This window comes from Aliivibrio sp. S2TY2, assembly GCF_028765525.1.
In the GTDB taxonomy this organism is placed as follows: Bacteria; Pseudomonadota; Gammaproteobacteria; order Enterobacterales; family Vibrionaceae; genus Aliivibrio; species Aliivibrio finisterrensis_A.
On record NZ_JARACS010000001.1, the window covers coordinates 715,048 to 736,879 of the forward strand.

19 protein-coding genes are annotated in these 21,832 nt (G+C 39.4%); 1 reads left to right on the top strand and 18 read right to left on the bottom strand.

Going from position 1 to position 21,832, the window contains the following annotated elements:
- Positions 1 to 59: 59 nt before the first annotated feature.
- From PVK63_RS03265 to PVK63_RS03340, 15 genes are all read right to left on the bottom strand, one after another.
- The gene (locus PVK63_RS03265) at positions 60 to 374 is read right to left on the bottom strand and encodes a helix-turn-helix domain-containing protein (protein ID WP_105054776.1); all 315 of its coding nucleotides are present in this window, start codon (positions 372 to 374) and stop codon (positions 60 to 62) included.
- Positions 361 to 693 (bottom strand): type II toxin-antitoxin system RelE/ParE family toxin, encoded by a 333-nt coding sequence (locus PVK63_RS03270; protein WP_023603298.1) that lies wholly within the window; start codon positions 691 to 693, stop codon positions 361 to 363. Before PVK63_RS03270 ends, PVK63_RS03265 begins: the two co-directional genes overlap by 14 nt.
- A gap of 1,326 nt (positions 694 to 2,019) precedes the next feature.
- Positions 2,020 to 2,853 carry a hypothetical protein gene (locus PVK63_RS03275; RefSeq protein ID WP_130087148.1) on the bottom strand — a complete coding sequence of 278 codons (834 nt, stop codon included), beginning with the start codon at positions 2,851 to 2,853 and terminating at the stop codon, positions 2,020 to 2,022.
- Positions 2,854 to 2,995: 142 nt separating this feature from the next.
- Positions 2,996 to 3,301, bottom strand: a complete 306-nt coding sequence (locus PVK63_RS03280; protein ID WP_130087150.1) for a hypothetical protein — start codon at positions 3,299 to 3,301, stop codon at positions 2,996 to 2,998.
- A 746-nt stretch (positions 3,302 to 4,047) separates the two neighbouring features.
- Positions 4,048 to 5,307 (bottom strand): hypothetical protein, encoded by a 1,260-nt coding sequence (locus PVK63_RS03290; protein WP_130087152.1) that lies wholly within the window; start codon positions 5,305 to 5,307, stop codon positions 4,048 to 4,050.
- 196 nt (positions 5,308 to 5,503) lie between these two features.
- Positions 5,504 to 6,043 (bottom strand): GNAT family N-acetyltransferase, encoded by a 540-nt coding sequence (locus PVK63_RS03295; RefSeq protein ID WP_130044535.1) that lies wholly within the window; start codon positions 6,041 to 6,043, stop codon positions 5,504 to 5,506.
- 311 nt (positions 6,044 to 6,354) lie between these two features.
- On the bottom strand, positions 6,355 to 6,549 hold the full coding sequence (locus tag PVK63_RS03300) for a CPXCG motif-containing cysteine-rich protein (protein ID WP_130044536.1): 195 nt from the start codon (positions 6,547 to 6,549) through the stop codon (positions 6,355 to 6,357).
- Between the two features lie 208 nt (positions 6,550 to 6,757).
- Complete coding sequence (locus PVK63_RS03305; protein ID WP_130087154.1) at positions 6,758 to 7,780, bottom strand: formate dehydrogenase subunit gamma; 1,023 nt, start codon at positions 7,778 to 7,780, stop codon at positions 6,758 to 6,760.
- A gap of 16 nt (positions 7,781 to 7,796) precedes the next feature.
- Positions 7,797 to 8,405, bottom strand: a complete 609-nt coding sequence (fdh3B, locus tag PVK63_RS03310; RefSeq protein WP_130044538.1) for a formate dehydrogenase FDH3 subunit beta — start codon at positions 8,403 to 8,405, stop codon at positions 7,797 to 7,799.
- 13 nt (positions 8,406 to 8,418) lie between these two features.
- Positions 8,419 to 11,274, bottom strand: coding sequence for a formate dehydrogenase subunit alpha (locus PVK63_RS03315; protein WP_130087157.1), 2,856 nt, complete (start codon positions 11,272 to 11,274; stop codon positions 8,419 to 8,421).
- A 12-nt stretch (positions 11,275 to 11,286) separates the two neighbouring features.
- Entirely contained in the window at positions 11,287 to 11,484 is a 198-nt protein-coding gene (locus PVK63_RS03320) for a twin-arginine translocation signal domain-containing protein (protein WP_130044540.1), read from the bottom strand.
- 79 nt (positions 11,485 to 11,563) lie between these two features.
- On the bottom strand, positions 11,564 to 12,163 hold the full coding sequence (locus PVK63_RS03325; RefSeq protein WP_130047484.1) for a TorD/DmsD family molecular chaperone: 600 nt from the start codon (positions 12,161 to 12,163) through the stop codon (positions 11,564 to 11,566).
- Positions 12,164 to 12,168: 5 nt separating this feature from the next.
- Positions 12,169 to 13,845: a 4Fe-4S dicluster domain-containing protein gene (locus PVK63_RS03330; protein ID WP_165371197.1), complete on the bottom strand. Its 1,677-nt coding sequence runs from the start codon at positions 13,843 to 13,845 to the stop codon at positions 12,169 to 12,171.
- 203 nt (positions 13,846 to 14,048) lie between these two features.
- Positions 14,049 to 14,621 (bottom strand): DUF3306 domain-containing protein, encoded by a 573-nt coding sequence (locus tag PVK63_RS03335; RefSeq protein ID WP_130087161.1) that lies wholly within the window; start codon positions 14,619 to 14,621, stop codon positions 14,049 to 14,051.
- Positions 14,602 to 15,063, bottom strand: coding sequence for a DUF3305 domain-containing protein (locus PVK63_RS03340; RefSeq protein WP_130044544.1), 462 nt, complete (start codon positions 15,061 to 15,063; stop codon positions 14,602 to 14,604). Before PVK63_RS03340 ends, PVK63_RS03335 begins: the two co-directional genes overlap by 20 nt.
- Before the next feature lie 133 nt (positions 15,064 to 15,196).
- Between PVK63_RS03340 and PVK63_RS03345 the strand changes: the two genes are divergently transcribed.
- On the top strand, positions 15,197 to 16,039 hold the full coding sequence (locus PVK63_RS03345) for a formate dehydrogenase accessory sulfurtransferase FdhD (protein WP_130047487.1): 843 nt from the start codon (positions 15,197 to 15,199) through the stop codon (positions 16,037 to 16,039).
- A 60-nt stretch (positions 16,040 to 16,099) separates the two neighbouring features.
- Here the strand turns inward: PVK63_RS03345 and PVK63_RS03350 are convergent, their stop codons facing one another.
- The 3 genes from PVK63_RS03350 to PVK63_RS03360 all read right to left on the bottom strand — a co-directional run bounded on the left by PVK63_RS03350 (position 16,100) and on the right by PVK63_RS03360 (position 21,624).
- Positions 16,100 to 18,157, bottom strand: a complete 2,058-nt coding sequence (locus PVK63_RS03350) for an HD domain-containing phosphohydrolase (RefSeq protein ID WP_274439841.1) — start codon at positions 18,155 to 18,157, stop codon at positions 16,100 to 16,102.
- 173 nt (positions 18,158 to 18,330) lie between these two features.
- Entirely contained in the window at positions 18,331 to 19,485 is a 1,155-nt protein-coding gene (gene mltC / locus PVK63_RS03355) for a membrane-bound lytic murein transglycosylase MltC (RefSeq protein WP_130087163.1), read from the bottom strand.
- Between the two features lie 246 nt (positions 19,486 to 19,731).
- Positions 19,732 to 21,624 carry a methyl-accepting chemotaxis protein gene (locus PVK63_RS03360; protein ID WP_274439842.1) on the bottom strand — a complete coding sequence of 631 codons (1,893 nt, stop codon included), beginning with the start codon at positions 21,622 to 21,624 and terminating at the stop codon, positions 19,732 to 19,734.
- Positions 21,625 to 21,832 lie beyond the last annotated feature (208 nt).

The following is a 21,832-nucleotide window of genomic DNA, read 5'->3' on the forward strand; positions in this document are numbered from 1 at the left end:
CCCTGAACTAAATTCAAACCAAAAGTGCCAAACGTGCTGAATCACTCTTAAATTGTTTGTTATAGCTCAGCGATGTGTGACAGGGTTTCTGGATGACGCTGAACCAATTTTAAAAGGGTTACCGCTTGTCCATTTGGTGCGCTACGCCCTTGTTCCCAATTTTCTAATGTACGAGATGATGTATGCAATAAACGCGCAAACACACCACGAGACATATTAAATTGTTCACGAATACTCACGATTTCATTAGGTGAAATATCTAACTCACTAAAATCGTTAACCTGATGATTCTTAAGGGTTAACTTACCCTCAGAATGTTCTTTAGCCTCAATAATAGCTGAACTTAACTCTGTAAATAGGTCACGATTGCTCATTACGCCACGCCTCCATAAAAGCCTTTAATTGTTTCTTTTGGTCTGCGGTTAAATCGGACATTTCATTCTTGCCATAAATTGTCAGCAAGTAGAAACGACGTTTTTCATCGAGGAAGTAATAGATAACACGAGAGCCACCACGCTTGCCCTTGCCTTTACTTGCAACTCGAATCTTTCGCAAACCACCTGTACCTTGAATCACATCACCCTGTTTCGGGTTAGACATTAATTCAGCTTGAAAAAGTCTAAACTCTTCATCGCTGAGATACTCATTACGGTACTTTTCAAATATGGTCGATTCGACAAATATACTTTTCATACGCAAAGTATACGCAAGTAACGTACAGATAGCAAAACTGTACGTTATTAACGTAGTTAATTTTTTGAAAGCGATGCTGACCTGAGCTATAACGCCGCATTAAGTAGTGAGCAACGCTACCACCTTACTAAACCATTGCACCGTAATCACAAAACTCAACTTGAATTGAAAATGCCGAGTGTTGCGAATCTGTCTTAAATGCCTTGTTAGTTTACCTACATGATGAAGCCAAAGTTTAGCGCCAAGATGCTGAATTAACTACAAAACTACTGGCTTTGGACGCAGATGTAAAACTGGAAACTACGAAACTCAAACCCAACTAACAAATCGAACTTGGCTAAGAAGCGACATGCGCTAAACAACCAAGATTTAAAGCTCTCAAACTGACAAAGGATTCATTTGACCAGCCTGACAACCAAGTGCGACTAAAACCAATATTCACGAATTAGTCACCAAGAAAAAGAAACCACACCAAAGAACTATCACAAAAAAGTTAGAGCCAGTAAGTGGCTATCCGACCACGAACACTTCCCATATAGTGCCACCGGAAAGTTCTGTGATTAGCAAACCTACAGGTGCAAATCACAATAACCGGACAAGCTCTCAGAATAAAAACCCTTTTCTATTCTTGTAAACTAACGCCGCATTAAGTAGTGAGCAACACTACCACTTTACTAAACCATTACACCGTAAACACAAAACTCAACTTGAAGTGAAAACGCCGAGTGTTGCGAATCTGTCTTAAATGCCTTGTTAGTTTACCTACATGATAAAGCCAAAGTTTAGCGCCAAGATGCTGAATTAGTTATAAAACTACTGGCTTTGGACGCAGATGTAAAACTGAAAACTGCGAAACTCAAACCCAACTAACAAAACGAACTTGGCTAAGAAGCGACATGCGCTAAACAACCAAGATTTAAAGCTCTCAAACTGACAAAGGATGCGTTTGATGAGCCTGACAACCAAGTGCGACAAACCATTTTATGAGCAATATAGCCACCAAGAAAAAGAAAACACACCAAAGAACTATCACAAAAAAGTTAGAGCCAGTAAGTGACTATCCAACCGCGAACACTTCTCATATAGTGCCACCGGAAAGTTCCTGTGATTAGCAAACCGACAGGTGCAAATCACAATCACCGGACAAGCTTTCGGAATAAAGCCCCTTTTCTACTCTTGTAAACTAACGCCGCATTAAGTAGTGAGCAACACTACCACCTTACTAAACCATTGCACCATAAACACAAAGCCCAACGATGGAATGAAAAATGCCAAGCGTTGAGAATCTGTCTTAAACGCTTTGTTATAAGAATTTTCCCACATTAATCACAGGACATTCTTCTCAAGGAGCATGAGGCGCACATTATCAAACTCTAACGTCATAGAAATAGCCCCGTCATTTTGGTTATCGGAATCAAAGGCTGTTAACCCTAAACTTTCGCCACCCAAGTTTTCATAACGGGAAATAGCCAATTCATACACTTTACGTGCAGCTAAAATGTTCTCTGACGTTAAGTCACGAATACGGCGATGGACATTAGTTAATTGTTGGACGTAAGCTTTACCCGCGTTCAAAAGATCAACTTTCTGTGGCATTTCGTTTAATGTGACTTTCTTATTTTTACTATTCTGTACTAATTGTTCTTTTGTCGCTAACAACGAAATTTCGGTAACAATGCCATCTTCTGTACGTTTAGAACTATGATTCAAGGAATGTACAGCTATGCCATTATGCTGTACGTGATTTCTCAACATTTCCATGAAACGATATTCAAAGCATGAATCATGAGCTTCGTGAAAATATTTTTTCGCAGCATCGAGAACTTCCGGTTGATCAGTGAATGTATCTCTCGCTGCCGAAGGTATTTGATCAACATACGTTTTAGTCGAAGTCAAAAGGTTTGCTAACCTACGTTCAGCTAAAATTCGGAAATCAAATATCTTCCTGTAATCCACTGAATTAAATGCGTCTTGAAGTGCTAATTCATCACTAGCTTCAAACTCGAACTCAGTAAAGTTAGAATGCAAAATTTCGAATTTTTCCTCAATAGACAGCCCACACCTAAGCACTTTTTTTGCTTTAGCGATCTCAATGTACTCTGACTCACTGATCTCTAATACAGGCACTTTGCCTATTACATTTTTTTTCAAATAGTACATAACTCACCAAATTCTTATAACGCCGCGTTAAGTAGTGAGCAACGCTACCACCTTACTAAACCATTACACCTTAAACACAAAACTCAACTTGAATTGAAAATACCGAGTGTTGCGAATCTGTCTTAAACGCTTTGTTATAAAACTATTCTTCGGTGTACTTTCTTCGTTGAGGACCAGCGATCCAAGGAAGTTCCATATCGACGATTTTCGCATCGTCACCCAAAATGATTTTTGGTTCTTTCGGATGATTAACTACTTGTTTAATGGACGCATCAAGTATTTGCTTCTGACCCACATTCCAAACGCGAATACGATCTTGAGTTTTCAAGCGTTCAACATTTAACTTCCATGTATCGACCCAACCATCAGCAAGCATATCTGCTAAATTTCGATAACCTAATTCATCTACATTGCCATTAGACATTTTAACGTTTGCTATTTTCATCATGGAGTTCAACCTGTAGTCTATTTTCTTGAATTATACAGCACTTCATACTTTAGGTCGAGTTACGATATTTGCTAGTTTTATAACGCCGCATTAAGTAGTGAGCAACACTACCACTTTACTAAACCATTACGCCGTAAACACAAAACTCAACTTGAAGTGAAAACGCCGAGTGTTGCGAATCTGTCTTAAATGCCTTGTTAGTTTACCTACATGATAAAACCAAAATTTAGCGCCAAGATGCTGAATTAGTTATAAAAATACTGCCATTGGGCGCAAAAGTAAAACTGAAAACTGCGAAACTCAAACCCAACCGACAAAACGAACTTAGCTAAGAAGCGACATGCGCTAAACAACCAAGATTGAAACCACTCAAACTGACAAAGGATTCGTTCGACCAGTCTGACAACCAAGTGCGACTAAAACCAATATTCATGAATTAGTCACAAAAGAGAAAGAAGCCGAGCCAAAGAACCATTACAAAAAAGTTAGAGCCAGTAAGTGGCTATCCAACCGCGAACGCTTCCCATATAGTGCCACCGGAAAGTTCCTGTGATTAGCAAACAGACAAGTGCAAATCACAATCACCGGACAAACTCTCGGAATAAAACCCCTTTTCTATTCTTGTAAACTAACGCCCTGTTAAGGTGTGAGCAACGCAATACCGATGCTACCGCATACCACCTTAAACACTAAACACAACGCATAGTAAAAATGCCACGCGTTGCGAATCACTCTTAAACAGTTTGTTATGCCACGCGTGCACTGATTTTATCAAACATCAGGTCGGCTAACTGTTTATACAATTGAAGCTCAACAACTCCTGTTTGAGTAGAAAAGTACGGAACGGCATCAACTGTTGAATCTTGTAGGTACTCTATCTGCAATTGTGCTCTGACTAAAGGAAGAATAAAGTCTGAATTATTTACATCAGCACTTCGATTTAATTCAAAAGCATCCTCGATAGTTCTTAAAACATCCTGTATTTCAATGGTCTCTGAGAGGTCATTAGTAAACGTATAAAATTTATTTAGTAAGTTAACGTCATGACTATCCTTAACGCTGTATTTTGTGAAAAATACAAAGTTTAAGTGGTGGCTAGAAAACCTGTGATTGTCAACAAGGCTTTCAAAACATTTCGTCGATGGGAAAGTTAAACCATCAAAACCAGACTCTTGCAAAACAGCCGTTAACATCTGTGGTATTACATACTCGGGTATAAAGCTCCCCTTCATTTCCGTAGGAAATGAACAGATCTGTAGCAATATGCTTCTTCTAACTTCCATTTCAAAACGAGGTTTATAATTTTCAGCGTAACTATAAGGAACCCCTGCACCAAGAACACCTGGCAAGTTGGTCATTAGATAATCAATAGAGTTTTTGAGATCGAAAATTCTAAACCGATGTGTATCGGAATAACTGGGTAGAAATGCAGAATAATTAAGCGTCTCAAAATTAGACTCAAGCTCCTTTTCAACCGTAAGAACTGAACTGCCTAAATATAATAATGGTTGACCATTTATACTGAACCTCTGGCTGCCAACAAAATGCCTTAGAGTAAAAGGTATATGGAAAAACTCTCTTATCTCTGAAGAGTCATAGTCACCTTTACCTCTAGCTCGAAACAGTATTTTAATAAGTTCAGATGCATCAACCTGATGTTGAAGAAACCCATTGCCATTAAGAAAGTCGTAAAGATAATTTATTGCTGAGCGCTGATTTTTAACAAGAAAATTGTAGTAGCAAGTTGCTATTTCATCAAAAGTTGTTTCGATAAGGTCAATATTACTCTGTAAGTCGTGTAATAATTCCCCTGTCCACTCAACAAGGCTTGGATCATTGTATTCAGCATAACAATTACATTTAGATAGACAAGTAAGGTTTTTAACCCCTTCAACATACAACTCTTTGTACTTGACTATTTTACTTTCAAAACGTGACAATCCGAAAGTTTTCAACTTTAAGCTCCGCTGATTTATATCACGGAAAAAACACATTGGACAAGCCATCAACAACCCTTATATTTATTTCAGTGTCATAACGCTCTTTCTACGACAAAATGTCTTATAGTTCCCTACCACATTTGTCACTAGTTATTCCATTAAGGCATCTAGCCTTTTTCTAAAATTGAATAAATCAACACGATACAGCACATAACATTAGTCGGTGCTTTCATGCTATACGACAACGTGTCGCTTTATGCGGTTAGCTCACAGGCTGCTTCGATAAACCATAAATAGCATGATTGATAATGCGACCATTCAGGTTTTCTCGATTAGAAATAATACCCTCTAATGTCATACCCAACCGCTCACAAACCTTACGGCTTGGTAAGTTATTCTCGCCTGCTGCTATTTGAATTTTCTCAAGCTGTAAATCTGTGAATGCAATCTCGATTAACTTAGAGACAGCGCGAGTAATAATGCCCTTACCTTGATAAGACTCACTAAGCCAATAACCAATCTCAGCCATTTTTAACTGGTGATTAATCGTATTGAAGCTGACATTACCAACCAATTCACCTTGGTAAATCATGGCGCAAACCATTCCTTTACCTTCGGCATAATCAAGTAACGATTTACGCACAAAGCGTAGAAAGAAGTCTTCAGATTTTGCGTGTGGTGGCCAAGCTAGCCATTGAGACAAATAGGCCTCTTCCTTTGATACGATGTCAAAGTACTTTTTCGCAAAAGATGGCTCAATAAGTGCCAATTTCAATTCACTATCAATTTCCACTGTAAACATAATTCACCTTTTGCCAATATAACCGTTATACATACACTCAAGCTCTCAACCAAGCTTATTGATTTCGAATCTTGTCGTTAAAAATTAATGAAAATGTATGTTTTCCATTCGTACATCATACCCTTTCATAAATGGATTTCATTCTATTTCTTTTCATTTTTCCTTTTTAGAACTGTATTTTTTGATGATTCAAGCTACTGATAGTATTAGTAATAAGTAAACGGGAATTGATTGTGTTTTGCTAAGTTTCAAACACGCAAAAAATAAGTAAGTTACTCTGTTCGATTGAGTATGAGCAATGGTTCTATCAACTAGGCATCATTTTCATTATTGGTAATCACCATTAATTCATCATTGAGGTTGGTGGTAACTTGAACGCTAATCGGTTGGCAACAAACTCTACAATCTTCAATATATTCTTGGCCAAGATCTTCAGGACCGGCGACAATTACAATCACTTCATTGCAATAAGGGCAACATACTTTTTCTTCATGTAATAATTCCATCCCATCTTCCCTCTGCATAATATCAATACCGTTATTACCATTATTGAACTTTGAGTTTGCTTTCGCACATATTCTGTCGAAAACATTAACGTTATTAATATAGCAAAGATAAATAGGTCCGACATCGTTACTAATTTAAACGTAAAAAAGCCGAGCAAGTTACCCTGCTCGGCTTTTGAATTTATGACAATAAAAGTAATGAATTAACTTAGTCTACTTTCTTATCTTGTGGTTGGTTTTCAGGAAGGTCTTTCACTTCGTGATACCATAAGTCATGGTGCTCTTTTGCCCATGTCTCATCAACATCACCCGTTACCATGCCATCTAGACCCGCTTCCATACCGAACAAGCCGATATAGATGTGGAAGATGAAACCACAGATCAGGATAAGTGCTGATAGCATATGTACAAGGTTAGATAGCTCCATGTCACGGCGTAGCTGGCCGAAAATAGGGAAATCTAATACAAAACCACTAAAAGCAACAACAGTACCAAATACAATTAATAACCAGTAAATTGCTTTTTCACCACCATTTGAGAAACCAGCTGATGGATGCGAACCTTTGTGTTTACCTACCATGCCGCCCATTTTCATGAACCATTGAATGTCTGTCTTGTTGAAGATAGATTTTCTCCACCATTTCAGAAGTACACACATTAGTAGGATAAAGAAGATCGGTCCCATGTAGTTGTGGTATTGCTTCGCAGCATAAATAATCATGCCCCAGATTTCACTTGGTAAAATCGGTTTTAAAAAGTGTTTACCATAAACTAAACATAAACCACTAAATGCCAGTGTTAAAAATGTAAATGCCATGCTCCAGTGTAAGGCGCGATCCATACGAGACCAGCGTTTTATCTTACGGCCTGTTTTTGGTTTACTTAGTTTTAATGGGCCCACAACGAAATACGCTAGTGTTACCATTACTAAACTACCAAAAATAGCAAGAGCACCTAATGGTGACATCCACTTTTCTTTTAGTACAAACCACGTTTCACCTGCGGTACTAATAAGTACACCATGCTCAGGTGATTGAGACGTTGTATAACCTTCTTGACCGGCCTTTACTTCACGCCAAAAATCAGCGCCTGCAAGTTGGGTCATCTCTTTCTCTGCACTCTTATTCGCTGTGCTTTCATTTGCCATACTAGGTGCAGCAAATGAAAGCGTTAATGCTGCCAATACTGGCAGCAATAACGAAAGAGAAAGACGTTTTAATTGTGTAAACATCACTCTCTCCACTGGATTAGCTCTTAGTCGCATCAAACGAAAGATCTTCACCATCTGTCCAACCAGCGTCTTTTGCGCCACGTTCTACAACACGTTGACGGAAGATGTCAGATACTTTCTCTGCATCACCAGCAAGCAGTGCTTTAGTCGAACATAAAGAAGCACACATTGGTAATTTGCCTTCTGCGATACGGTTTGCGCCGTATTTTTCACGCTCTTCTTGTGAACCTGGTTCTACACCCGGGCCACCAGCACAGAATGTACATTTGTCCATTTTGCCACGCTCAGCAAAAGCACCCTGTTTAGGGAACTGCGGCGCACCAAATGGGCAAGCAAATAGGCAGTAACCACAACCGATACAAAGATCTTTGTTGTGACGTACGATGCCATCTTCTGTATGTTCAAAACAATCCGCAGGACAAACGGCCATACAAGGCGCATCGGTACAGTGCATACATGCCACAGAGATTGAGGTTTCACCCGGCTCACCGTCGTTTAGTGTTACTACGCGACGACGTTGGATACCCCACTCTAGCGCATCATCATTTTCGTTTTTACATGCTGTGACACAGCCGTTACATTCAATACAACGCTTGGTGTCACATAAGAACTTCATTCTAGCCATTTTATATCACCCCTTACGCTTTCGTGATTTTACATAGTGTCACTTTGGTTTCCTGCATTTGTGTTACAGGGTCATAACCATAAGTGGTTGCTGTGTTTGCTGCTTCGCCGATTACGTATGGGTCAGTGCCTTCTGGGTACTTGCTACGTAAATCTTCACCTTGGAATTTACCGCCAAAGTGGAATGGTACGAACGCTAAGCCAGGTTTAACACGACGTGTCACCATTGCTTTAACGTGAATTCGACCTTTCTCTGCGCCTTCAACCCAAACCATGTCACCGTCTTTAAAGCCGATGTCGTTTGCGTCTTTCGGGTTAACTTCGACAAACATTTCTTGTTGAAGCTCAGCAAGCCATGGGTTTGAACGCGTTTCTTCACCGCCACCTTCGTACTCAACCAGACGACCAGACGTCAGAATAATTGGGTATTCTTTTGACTTGTCTTGATCTTGAATTGTTTTGTACAACGTTGGAATACGGAAGTTAGCCGCGCGGTCATCCCATGTTGGGTAATCAGCAACTAAATCACGACGTGGTGTGTATAACGGCTCACGGTGTTGTGGAACACGGTCAGGGAACGTCCATACAATCGCACGTGCTTTTGCATTACCAAAAGGCATACAACCGTGTTTAATTGCAACACGTTGAATACCGCCAGATAAATCGGTTTTCCAGTTTTTGCCTTCTGCTGCTACTTTTTCAGCCGCAGTCAGATCGTCCCACCAACCAAGTTGCTTAAGCAGTTTGTCAGTGAATTCTGGGTGACCATCTTCAATTTCACACCCTACTGGGTAGCTGTCTTCAGCAAGTAGGCTTTGACCTTCATATTCCACACCAAAACGGGTACGGAAGTTACCGCCACCTTGTGCTACAGGTTTAGACGTATCATAAAGAATGTGCGTACCTGGGTGCTTCATTTCTGGTGTACCCCAACAAGGCCAAGGAAGACCGTAGGTTTCACCGTTTACAGGTCCACCTTCTGCTTCTAACGTTGTTTTGTGGAACGTATGCCAGTTCATTGTGTGCGCTTTAATACGCTCTGGGCTTTGACCTGTGTAACCAATTGTCCACATACCTTTGTTGAATTCACGGGTAATGTCTTCAATTACAGGTTGGTTGTTCTGATCAATTTTGATGTTTTTGAACAGTTGATCTGAGTAACCTAACTTTTTAGTCAGTAGGTACATGATCTCGTGGTCAGGTTTTGATTCAAACAACGGCTGAATGACTTGTTCACGCCATTGGAATGAACGGTTTGATGCGGTTACAGAACCGTGCGTTTCAAACTGCGTTGTTGCAGGAAGAAGGTATACGCCATCGGTACGATCGTTCATTACTGCTGCAACGGTTGGGTATGGATCGACGATAACCATCATATCCAGCTTGCTCATTGCTTTTCTGATCTCAGTGCCACGTGTTTGTGAGTTTACTGCGTGACCCCAGTAGAACATTGCACGGATATTGTCGTTTTGTTCGATGTTTGCTTTGTCTTCTAAAACACCATCAACCCAACGAGATACAGGAATACCAAAGTTATTCATTGGCGTTTTGCCGTTGTATTTACCTTGGTCGAATCGGTTTTTAACCCACTCGTAATCTAGATCCCATACTTTAGTCCAGTGTTTCCATGCGCCTTCACCAACACCGTAGTAGCCAGGAAGCGTATCAGAAAGAACACCTAAATCCGTTGCGCCTTGTACGTTATCGTGACCACGGAAGATGTTTGCACCACCGCCTGATTTACCCATGTTACCAAGAGCAAGTTCTAGGATACAGTATGCACGTGTGTTGTTGTTACCCGTAGTATGCTGAGTACCACCCATACACCAAACAACACAGCCTGGACGGTTTTCAGAAAGCAGTTTTGCTGTTTCGTAAACTTCAGCTTCAGTGATGCCTGTTACACGCTCAACTTCTGCTGGGTTCCATTTTGCTACTTCTGTGCGGATCTCATCCATACCAAACACACGTTGGTTAATGAATTCTTGATCTTCCCATTTGTTTGCAAATACATGCCACAGTACGCCCCAAATAAAGGCAACGTCTGAACCCGGACGCAATGAAACATAGTGATCTGCTTTTGCTGCTGTACGTGTACGACGTGGGTCGGCAACAACGATCTTACAACCATTCTTCTCTTTTGCGATCAGAATATGTTGCATTGCTACTGGGTGTGCTTCTGCAGGGTTTGAACCAATGAATAGCATAGACTTACAGTTATGCATGTCATTGAATGAGTTTGTCATTGCACCGTAACCCCATGTGTTTGCAACACCGGCTACTGTGGTTGAGTGACAAATACGCGCTTGGTGATCGACGTTGTTTGTACCCCATAGTGACGCCATTTTACGGTACAAGTACGCTTGTTCGTTGTTGTGCTTTGCAGAACCTAACCAGTACACTGAGTCAGGACCTGATTCTTTACGGATCTCAAGTGCTTTGTTACCGATCTCTTCGATCGCTTGATCCCAAGACAGTTTTACCCATTTGCCATTTTCTAGCTTCATTGGGTATTTTAGACGACGTTCACCATGACCATGCTCACGCAGTGCTGCGCCTTTTGCACAGTGACCGCCTGCGTTAAATGGGTGATCGAATGCTGGCTCTTGACCAGTCCATACGCCATTTTGTACTTCAGCGTAGATACCACAACCTACAGAACAGTGTGAACAAATAGTACGTTTCACTTCTGTTGGCGCATCAACTGGCACTTCTTTCGCTTGTGCTTTTTTCATCATGCTTGGAACAAACATGCTTGCACTTGCTACTGCACCCGCAGCAATCGTTGAAGTACGCATGAACATACGACGTGTAATGCCAAGCTGGTTCTCTTGCTTTTGTACCGAATCGGAACGTTTAGTTAATTTCATTATTAAGCTCCGTTATAGGCTATCGTAATAATCACGAATATGTTGAGTTTCGCGATATCCATCGCCCTTCTTCTCAACGTCTTTTTTATCCGTTACTGTGTTTGCGCTTGCTGTTCCTGATACCGCTGCTGCTACTGTTCCTGCGGCAGCTGCAGTTGCAAGGCCCTTCAGTAGTGTGCGGCGGTTTAGGTCCGTATTTTTATTGCTCATTCAATGCTCCTTTGCTTCCAATGTACTTGGAATGGGCGTCTGTTTTTATGGTTTTAATTCTTTTAAGTCACAACGGCTTTTATACTTCTGTGACTTCAATTGCGTTTGGATTTTTTGCAAAGCGCGTTTGTTCTACAATGAAAAACGCCTCTACTAAACCTGTCACTGATTTGTAGAAATCTGCATTTTCTGCATTATTGATTTGCTCACACAGTGAAACATACCAAGGTTGAATATGGCGATTAAAGAAACGTTGTTGCAGAACTTCAGCATCACCCGCTTCAATAAGCATAGCCATTACCTCACATAATGCTGAGATATGATCTTCAGGCTCTTTTACGTCATCGGCACGTTCAAAACCTAATTGCATTAGATCTTGTCGAAGTGCCACTAACGGTTTTTCCATTAATGCGCCCGCTATGTGCCATGAGCCAAACGGCATCACTTCACCACGGCCAACGCCAATGAATAGGTTTTGGTATTCGTCTGTTAGGGCTTCTTGATTTGATTCTTGAGCCGCTTTTGAAATAACAGACCATGCTTTACTCATTGCATGATCATCGTTACTTTCTACTTCAAGCGTACTTAACCAATCAATCACCATTTGATCTGGTGCAATGCGAAATAAATGCGCTAATAAACCATAGATTTCTTGTCTTACTTGCTGTTGTTCATTCATGGTCATTACACCTTTAATTGTTTTTCTGGGTTTGCAGACAGATCAGTAAAGATGTCTTTTACTCGACAATCTTCACACATGTATAGACGGCTAATAGAGGCTTCATCACTAAAGTGCGGGTTACCCTGTAACTTAGTGCGCAGCATTTCAATCATTGATGCTGGAGCAAAAGGTGTTCCGCAAGTAATACAACACGCGGCATCTTCTTTATGCATTATTTGTGTTTCTTGACGCTGTGTTTGGCTCCAGTTCATTTGAACTTTCATGCTCAATACTTTTTCTGGACAGGCGCTGACACAAAGGCCACATTGAACACAATCTTGCTCAATGAATTTTAATGTTGGTGAATCGGGATCACTATGAAGTGCACGAGTTGGGCAAACCGCCACACAACCCATACATAACGTACAGTCTTTCGTTTCACAGCTCACACTGCCATAAGGCGCATGAGAAGGCAGAGATTGAATTTCTGTAATTTCGATATGGTTTGAAGCTGCATCAGCAGCGAGGTGATCTAACGCGCCCATTAAGCGTGCACGTTTATTACCCGTTAATGGTTGTTCAATTACCGCTAATGGCGTATCGATAAGCGTCATTTCATGTAACGCTTCCATGTAAACGACTTGGATGCGTTGAGGATCTAACCCTAGTTGAGATAAGAAAGCCTGTGCAATTTCCACTTCTTGCGTTAATACACGCTGAATGGTTTCTGGCATTCTACGGCTTGCAATAAACAGAACTTGCGCTGCACCATTAACAAGTGCAGAGAACCAGGTATCAATACCAACAGAAAGAAGCTCATCAAGAACCACTGGGATAACATGATCTGGCATGGTTTTTAATGCCATCACGTTAAAGTTTTCATGGCGATCACTGCAGAAAGCGATAATCGGTGTTTCACCACCCTCTTTCTTGTAATTTGCTAATAGACGAGTAGCGAAGTTTTGTGTTTTCTCGGCTTCTGGCAATGCATAGCTGATCGCTTCAGTCGGACAAGCCGTTGCACAGGTACCAACCCCTTGACAAAGATATGGGTTAATTTGAATGTGGTGGCCTGTTTGATCTGAACCTTCACTGGTTAGTGCGCCAGCAGGACAAGCATCAACACAACGCTCACACCCTTTTACGCCACGTGAACTGTGTGCACATAACTCTGGATTTAAGCGAAAGTATTTTGGTTTATCAAACGTACCAACAAGCGCTGGTAATTCATCAAGCACTTGTGCAAGCGTTGGGTAACCACGACCTACAGGATAGTAACCCGGTACTGGCACTTGCTCTGACATTACGCTGTCTAGTTTCATGTCTAACACAAGATCGAATGCAGCAGCGCCAATGGTTGCTTTTGCAAGATTAACGCGTTCACCATTTAGCGTACACTCAACATCAAATGCGCCTAAAAAGCCTTTGATGCTTAGATCTTTAGCGTGGTAAACCGTTCTTTCAGTCGCTTTATCGTGTGCATCGGATTCGGTTGAGACCAGTGTGATGCTGTTCAGCTCTGAGAACTGCTCGGCAACATCAACAATAATGCTAGTAGGTCCAATGATGATCAAGTTACCACGGCTTTCGTAACTTACCGTTGGTGGGATTAAGTTGTTTAACTCAACGGTTTGCGCAATAGCGAACTGACGCGCTTTGGCATTCGTTGTTTCAGATTGTGCTAAAAATTGGGTTAACATTGCTTCACCTATTCTTGACCCCATTTGGGCCTATTCAGTTCTAAGACTGGTTTCTAGGTGGTATATCGCAATAACCGTACCAACTTAATGGGTAATTATTAGAAATATTAATTGGGTAAAATGCGGTATTTTTAGACTATTTGGCAGGCGGTGTTTTTTGTCGGGACATTTTGTCTCACCTTGGTTCAAAATGTCCCGATTGTTTAAATGGTCTTTTTTGTCTCACTTGACGTTTTTTCGTTGCCAGTAACGTATTGATATTCATTATCATTACTGTTTATTGTTTCATTTTTAACGGTTAATTCTTGTTGTTCTTTTGGTGCTTCTTTTGATAATGGTTCTGGTAATTGCTCTGCCACTGACTCTTGCTCACTCTCGCCTTCTTCTTCAACAGGCTCTACCATCCAATCTCTTAATTTGGCAGCAGTTTCACTATCCAGCTTTGGTGGTGTTGAGTAGTTTGGCTCATCTTCCATTGCAAATTCAGGATTCAAAAACATCTTACGTAATGCGGCTTTTTTCAGGTTTTTATCTACCCCTGTTGCCATAAATTGGCTGACATTGCTGGTTCCTGTAATTTCACCCAGATCGGCCTCTGTAGGCAGCTCGATCTCAGGCGTTACTTCTGACTCTTCTAGGATTGATGTTGTTTCAACATCATCGATAGAGGCTTCAATAACAGGTGTTGACGATGCTTGAATAGGCTCATCACTGACCTCTTCACCTTGTTTTACCTTCTGTTTTCTCAGTACCCATCTACTTAGGAAGTTGCTCACTCGCGCGCCCCGCACCTTTACGTTTCTTTCTACGAACTTCTATCAGTTCACCGTTTTTGCCAATAAAAGCTTCTAACCATGCTTGTACTGGTAGTGGCATTCCAATGGATAACACAACGTAATCACCATCCATGTATTGCCCTATCAAGCTTTGTGAAGCAGTAATCATCACTGGAATGAGTACGTCATTATCATTTTCAAAGGCAAAAAATAGTTTTGGATCTTGAGAGCTTAAGTTAAAACGGTAATCAGTTCGTTCATCTAAAAATATTTCAAGATCACGCTCAAATAAGATGCCATTGCTTTGTGCTGCTTGTGTTTTTGACTCATAAAGATGAACGTCACCAATGCGCCATGATGGTGCGCTCCAACGCCCTACTTGTTTGATTTCTTCAATCACTTCAAACTGAAGTGGCCATTGGTTTTCTGTCTTTTTACCCACAAGTCACCTACGTCATGTCGATTATAATTACCTAAATTAAAGCAAACCTTATACCAACTCCTTTCATTTTATTAAGAGTGGTATAGTATTTGCCTAGTTTATCAAGTCTTTATTAATTTTTTGGAGCGTTGCCGTGAATCAACCATCACCAACAATAATTACAACAGGTGCTGTACCAAGCCAAACCATCTCTGTTGATGTGTATGACGAATATGGCGAAAAACTGACAAAAGAGATCGCTTGCGAACAACCTTTAACCGTGATGTTGAATTGGCAAGAAGTGGTAACGTTAATGACGCTTGGTGCTCGCCCTGCGGAGTTAGTTTTAGGTTACTTAAAAAACCAGCATTTTGTTACTGACGCTTCTCTTTTAGAATCCGTCATTATTGATTGGGAAACTAAAACAGCCGCGGTAAATACCAAAGAAACCACTGAGCATGTAAAAGAAAACCTAAAGAAGAAGACGGTTACTTCTGGCTGCGGTCAAGGCACCATGTATGGCAACGTAATGAAGCAGCTTGAAAACTATCAAGTACCACAAGTGACGATTAACCAATCCGACCTTTATCAATCGTTAGAAGCGCTGACTTATCACAATGATACTTACAAAGCGGCTGGTGCGGTTCATGGTTGTGCGGTGTGCAAAGACAATAAAGTGCTTTCATTTGTGGAAGATGTTGGTCGCCATAATGCGGTAGATACTTTAGCGGGTGAGTTATGGTTAAAACAAGAAACCGGTGATGACAAACTGTTTTACACTACGGGTCGTTTAACCTCTGAAATGGTCATTAAAGTCGCTCAAATGGGTATTCCTGTTTTACTTTCTCGCTCAGGCGTAACGCAAATGGGTTTAGATTTGGCTCAGAAATTTGGCATTACGATTATTGCCCGAGCAAAAGGCAAGCGTTTCCAAGTGTTTGCTGGACATGAGAAAATCAATTTTGATGTGAAAGGTGAAGGCGTACTTGGGGATTAAACACTAGGTAGCAAAAAACAGGGGCGAATATGCGTTCTACTCGCCCCAATTGATTATTGATTATTGATTATTCTCAAAAATAGCTCTGAACTCTTCATGATGCTTCAAAAATACATCAACGATCGCAGGGTCAAATGATACCCCCCTTTCTTCTTCAATGATCTTAATAGCAACTTCATGAGTAAACCCTTCTTTGTAAATACGTTTCTGTCTTAAAGCATCATACACATCCGCAATACTTACTATTCGAGCTTCAATAGGAATATCTTTACCTGAAAGATGTAAATACCCTTTCCCATTCCACTTTTCATGATGATACAGCACAATATTTTTGGTTATCAGGCTAAGGTCCGTATTCTTTATTATCTCATAGCCAATGTTTACGTGTTGTTTCATTACATCAAATTCATCAGGATCTAGTTTTCCTGGTTTCTTCAAGATGTAATGAGGAATACCAATTTTTCCAATATCGTGCAAAGAAGCTATCATTCTGATCTCTTCTACAAACGCTTTTGGCATTTTCAAAAGATTTGATAAGTGCTCAGAATAAATATTAATGCGCTTGTTATGTTCGCTAGTCTCTTCATCACTGTACAACGACGCCATTTCCAGTAAGCCTATCAACGATTCATTCATAGTTAATAGGCGACGTTGTGATTTTTTCGCTAAATAATCTCTGAACAATAAAAAAGTAATAATAAGCAAGCTACCACTCAAAACGCTCGTTAGTACCCATAAATCGTTACGTTTAAATTTTTCATTTTCATTTATATAGATATTTTTAATTAAACGCTCATTATCCGAACTTATCGATATCAAATTAATTGCTTTAAATAACGCTTCATGCTCTTTTTTTACTGCCATATAGACAGAGAACGTTTTCGTTAATGTCCCTGCTGTCTTTAAATCATACATATCATGATTAATAGTATGGTTAAGTAATAATCTCTGGTCGCCAAACGCGTAGTCTATCTCTCCATCGTTTATCGCTTTAATAATCTCTTCAAAGGTATCAAAAAATACCATTTTAACTTTTAAGGTATTATTCTTCACGTAGTCATAATAATACGCATTCTTTAATATTCCGACAGTTGAATAATTAACATCAGCAATTCGAGATATAAAGTTGCCTTCTAATTTATTAAAAACAGAAAGTTCAAAACTATAATAAGGCTTAGTCAGTAAGTAATTATCTGTTATGCATTTATTTTCAAATGTAGAAAGTAAAATATCATAATCGACACATTCACCCAGAGTTGGTTCTGTAAAATTAACTGAATCTTTAAAAATCAATTTAATGCTATCAAAAAGCGTTGGCGCGATACCATGATACTGATTACTTATGAGATAGCTGGCTGGAAACTCATTAATCCCATAACCGACAGTAACCCCTAACCCTTTAAGCTCTTCATTCTTTTTAAATAAATAGATGAAATAATCTTCACGCGATTTTTTCACCATATCTTTTACTTCGATTGATTTTAAATCAGTAAAATACTTAACTAAAATTGTATATAACTCAATATTGTTTTTTGAAATTGCGAATGATGTATATAAATTCTCTAATCGAGGTAAATCAAGAGTTGGAAATGCTTTATCTGTAATCACCTGCGTGTCGGCCACAAAAGCATCAATATCTCCAACCTGCAAAGCTGCCGTTAATTCATTTAAGCTTTTATATTTTACTGGTATATAGTGTAACGAACTTTCGTATTGATTCACAAAATTAGTTGTAGAATACCAATCATCAACAAGGCCAATCCTTTTATGGTTCAAACTAACTAAATCTTTAATATTTTTACTATCTTTAAAGAAAATCTTAGTACTTACCCGATATAAAGTAGGAACAAAGAAGTAATTTTCACGTCTTTCTTTTGTATTCGCAAAATCAAAATAAGCACCATTTTCAAGTTTATTAAATTGTTCATGTAATACATCAACATCTTTAACTTCTATTGAAAATTTCGTATTTAATTTTTTATTAATATCTTCAATAAGATAAGGATAAAGTCCTTTTTGAACTCCATTATCGACAAAGAAAATCCTCGAATCGTAGTCATCATTATAAAATGTGAAATTTTGATTATGCTTAAGCCACTCATGTTCTTCGGTGGTCAATTCAAACGACCATGAAAGTGAGGAATATAAACACAATAAACAAAAGAAAATCTGTTTCAATCTAGCGTTACCACCAACTAATTTGATTATATTTTTAATAGAATGAGAAGCAAACAAATCGTATTAGGAATGCATAATTCAATTTATTCATCGTCTCAATTAACATATTCTATCTACACTTTTTCATTAAACTCTTTTTGAAACTTCAATACTTTTTCAAGATAACGACGCGCTTCAGCCTTAGGGTGTTTATTAGTTAATGCCCAATATAGCTGATCTGGTTTTAAGCTATTGATTTCACTAATTGCTTTAGTCTTGCTTGGATCAAACGTTGAAAATACCCCACCAGAACCCCCGTTATACGCTGAGATCATGCTGTAATGTTTATTGGTTCCATGAGTAATATCTCGTAAGTATCTATTCTTTAAGATATAAAAATAAGCGGTGCCTGTATCAATATTATTCGCAGGGTTAAATAAATACTCTTTTGTTGGAATACCAGATTTATTTTTAACTAGTTTAAATACATCTGCTCCTGCTGTTTTTGGGATCACTTGCATTAAACCATAGGCCCCAGCATGACTTACTGCATAAGGGTTGAAGCTGCTTTCTGTCTGGATAATGGCATAAATTAAATCAATTGAAATATCGTATTCTTTCGACGCTTTTTTGATCAAATCAGCATATTGAAATTCACGCTGTTCCAAATGGTCGTCTACCATTGAGATCTCAACGTAATATGCCTTACCGTTTTTAATCGTTTTAGATTGCAGCTTATTTTCAATTAAATAATCGGCATAACGACCAGCTCTCCATGGCCATTCAATGTCTTTATTCTCTTGATCTTTAATCTGGCCAAGTAAGAATGGACGACCACGCAACGGAATTGATTTATCACTAAATAAGTCGACATGTGATGGGTCAGCAGGCATCAATACGGTACCAATGATCGCTTTCTTCAACGTTTCTTTTGGTTGATATTGTGAAATGGTAGAGATATAAATCTTACCTTTATCAAAATCAATATGTGCGCGAGTACGATATCCATCAAGATACTTCACATAACGATGCTTACCCGCTTCAAGAAATTCTTTATCTCCCCATTTATTGTGTACTTGGTTAGCAAGATTTGCTAATTGCTCTTCCACCGTTTGGGTTGGTTTTGATGTGCTTGGCTTTGATGAACCGGGCTGCCATGCGTTTGAATTTGATGAGCCATTACTGCAATCACAATACTCTGGATTAGATTGATTATAGTTACCATCAAAAATTGGAGTACAAGAAACGGTTGCTAAAGAAATAACAAGAGCAAATAATACGTTTTTCATTTATGTCCTAATAGTGTATTCATCTTATTTTTCAATACACTGGAATAGATTACACATACTGTGTTAGCCGATAAGGAAGCGTATTCTACACCTTGTTTTACTTTTGGGAATAGCTAATGAAAGATGTTTATCAAATATTTTGTAAGTCGTTGCCTTAGCGTCATTTTTGAATGAAGATCACATTTTTTTGACGCAAAAAAACCGTCAAAAAAGACGGTTTCCTGCGTATATTTAAAATATTAATTACTACAATTTATAACGTTTAATTTCTTCTTCTAATGAATCTGCTAGTGACTTTAATGCCTCAGCTTGTTGTGCTGCGGTTTCAGCTTCATTCGCCATTTGGTTTGCAACTTCTTGCACACCTTCTGTGTTACGGCTAATTTCTGCTGTGACACTTGACTGTTCTTCTGCTGCCGAAGCGATTTGAGTCGCCATATCACTAATCACATTAATTTGAGCCGCTATATTTTCGATACTCATACCCGCTTTATCGACATCTTTTACACTGGTTTCTGCCAAGTGATGGCCGTCTGACATAACAGATACTGCTTCTTGTGTTGTAGATTGCAATGTTTCAATCATCGATTGAATTTCTTCTGTTGAAGTATGAGTTCGTTGAGATAACACACGAACTTCATCCGCAACAACAGCAAACCCACGTCCTTGCTCCCCTGCTCTTGCTGCTTCTATTGCCGCATTCAATGCAAGCAAATTCGTTTGCTCTGCAATCGAGCGAATAGTTGCAAGAATTGAACTGATCTTTTGAGCATGACCATTCAGATCTTCAATGATACCCACTGCGCTGTTTACTTCACGTGCAAGATTACCAATCGATGTTTGGCTTTGGTCTGCTTGACTATCCCCTTCTTGGGTTAAAGTTACCGCTTGCTCTGCAGATTTTGCTGTATTCTCCGCATTACCTGCTATTTCTTGCGTTGCACTCGCCATTTCTGTTACCGCAGTCGCGACCATAGTAATTTCGTCTTGTTGGTGGCGAATATTTTGGCTACGTTGCAGGGCTGACTCTGCCGAATCTGCCGCTGAGCGATTAAGTTCTAAAGTAATTGATCTTAAATTCGATGCCATTGTATGAAGACGAGAAACAAACTGGTTAAAGTTTTCAGCAAGTTTACCCACTTCATCATCAGATTTAACATTAATACGAACCGTTAAGTCCCCTTCACCATTTGCAATATCTGCTAAGGCTTCTGATACGGTACCTAATTCACGTAATTGGCGAGTGACTAACCAGCCCGTAAATAATGAAACAAATAATAAAATTAAACCGCCAATAAGTATTAATTTAAATAGCATTGCATTTAACGGCGCTTCTAGCGTGTCTTGATCCATTACAAGAGCAATAGCCCAACTAGTATTAGGGACAGCCGTTACCATTACGGCTTTATTTACTCCATTTTGCTCAGTAAAAAAGAAGCCGTCAGAGGCAAGCTCACTATTTAAGTTTATTGCATCAAACCCTTGACCTAATTCTGAAATCGGCTTTAGTGTCATTTTTTCATTTGGATGAGCAACGACAATTTTATTGCTGACATCAAGCAGCATGGCGTAACCTTTTCCTGGGACAGGAATATCCAGTACATCATCGATTAAAGTTGATAAAGAGAGATCAGATGCTGTAACACCAATGATTTTTCCATTTTCACGTACTGGTTCAGTCAATGTGACTACTAATGCCTGCATCGTGTGGCTAACATAAGGTTTTGTGGTAATCGCTTTGTTGGCAGCTAAAGTTTCTTTATACCAACCGCGAGTTCTAGGATCGTAACCCGCTTGATTCAACGAAGGATCATGACGTTCCATTACTCCTTTCTCATTACCGTAGAAGCTTAATCCAAAGCGCCCTGACGTTAATGTTTGTTTTAGCTGATCAACAGGGTCTAAATTAGGATTACGCTCTATGGCTTCTTTCATGCCCGTAATGGCATCTTGACGACCTTTGAACCAATCTCCAATGCCCAAACTGTATGCTTTTGCAGTATTTCCACTCTCACTACGAATACCATCCCATGCTTGGGTTTTCATTGTTTGATATGAAAAAGTACCCAGCGAGATAATCGTTAAGATGATAAGAGCAACACTTGTTATGACAAGCTTTGTTTTTAATGTTAAATACATAATATGTCTACTTTTTATAATTCTAAATAATATAAAGCAATGCAGAATTATCAGTGGAGCCTACACCTTCCACATTGCGCGACTCACCAATGAGACAAGCGGTTAAATTATGAGTCATCTTAACAGTCTTATCATTTAAAAATGTGCTCTTTTTCACAAAATAAATTCAAAAATATGCATGAGATCACTTTCATTTTTTGACAAAGAT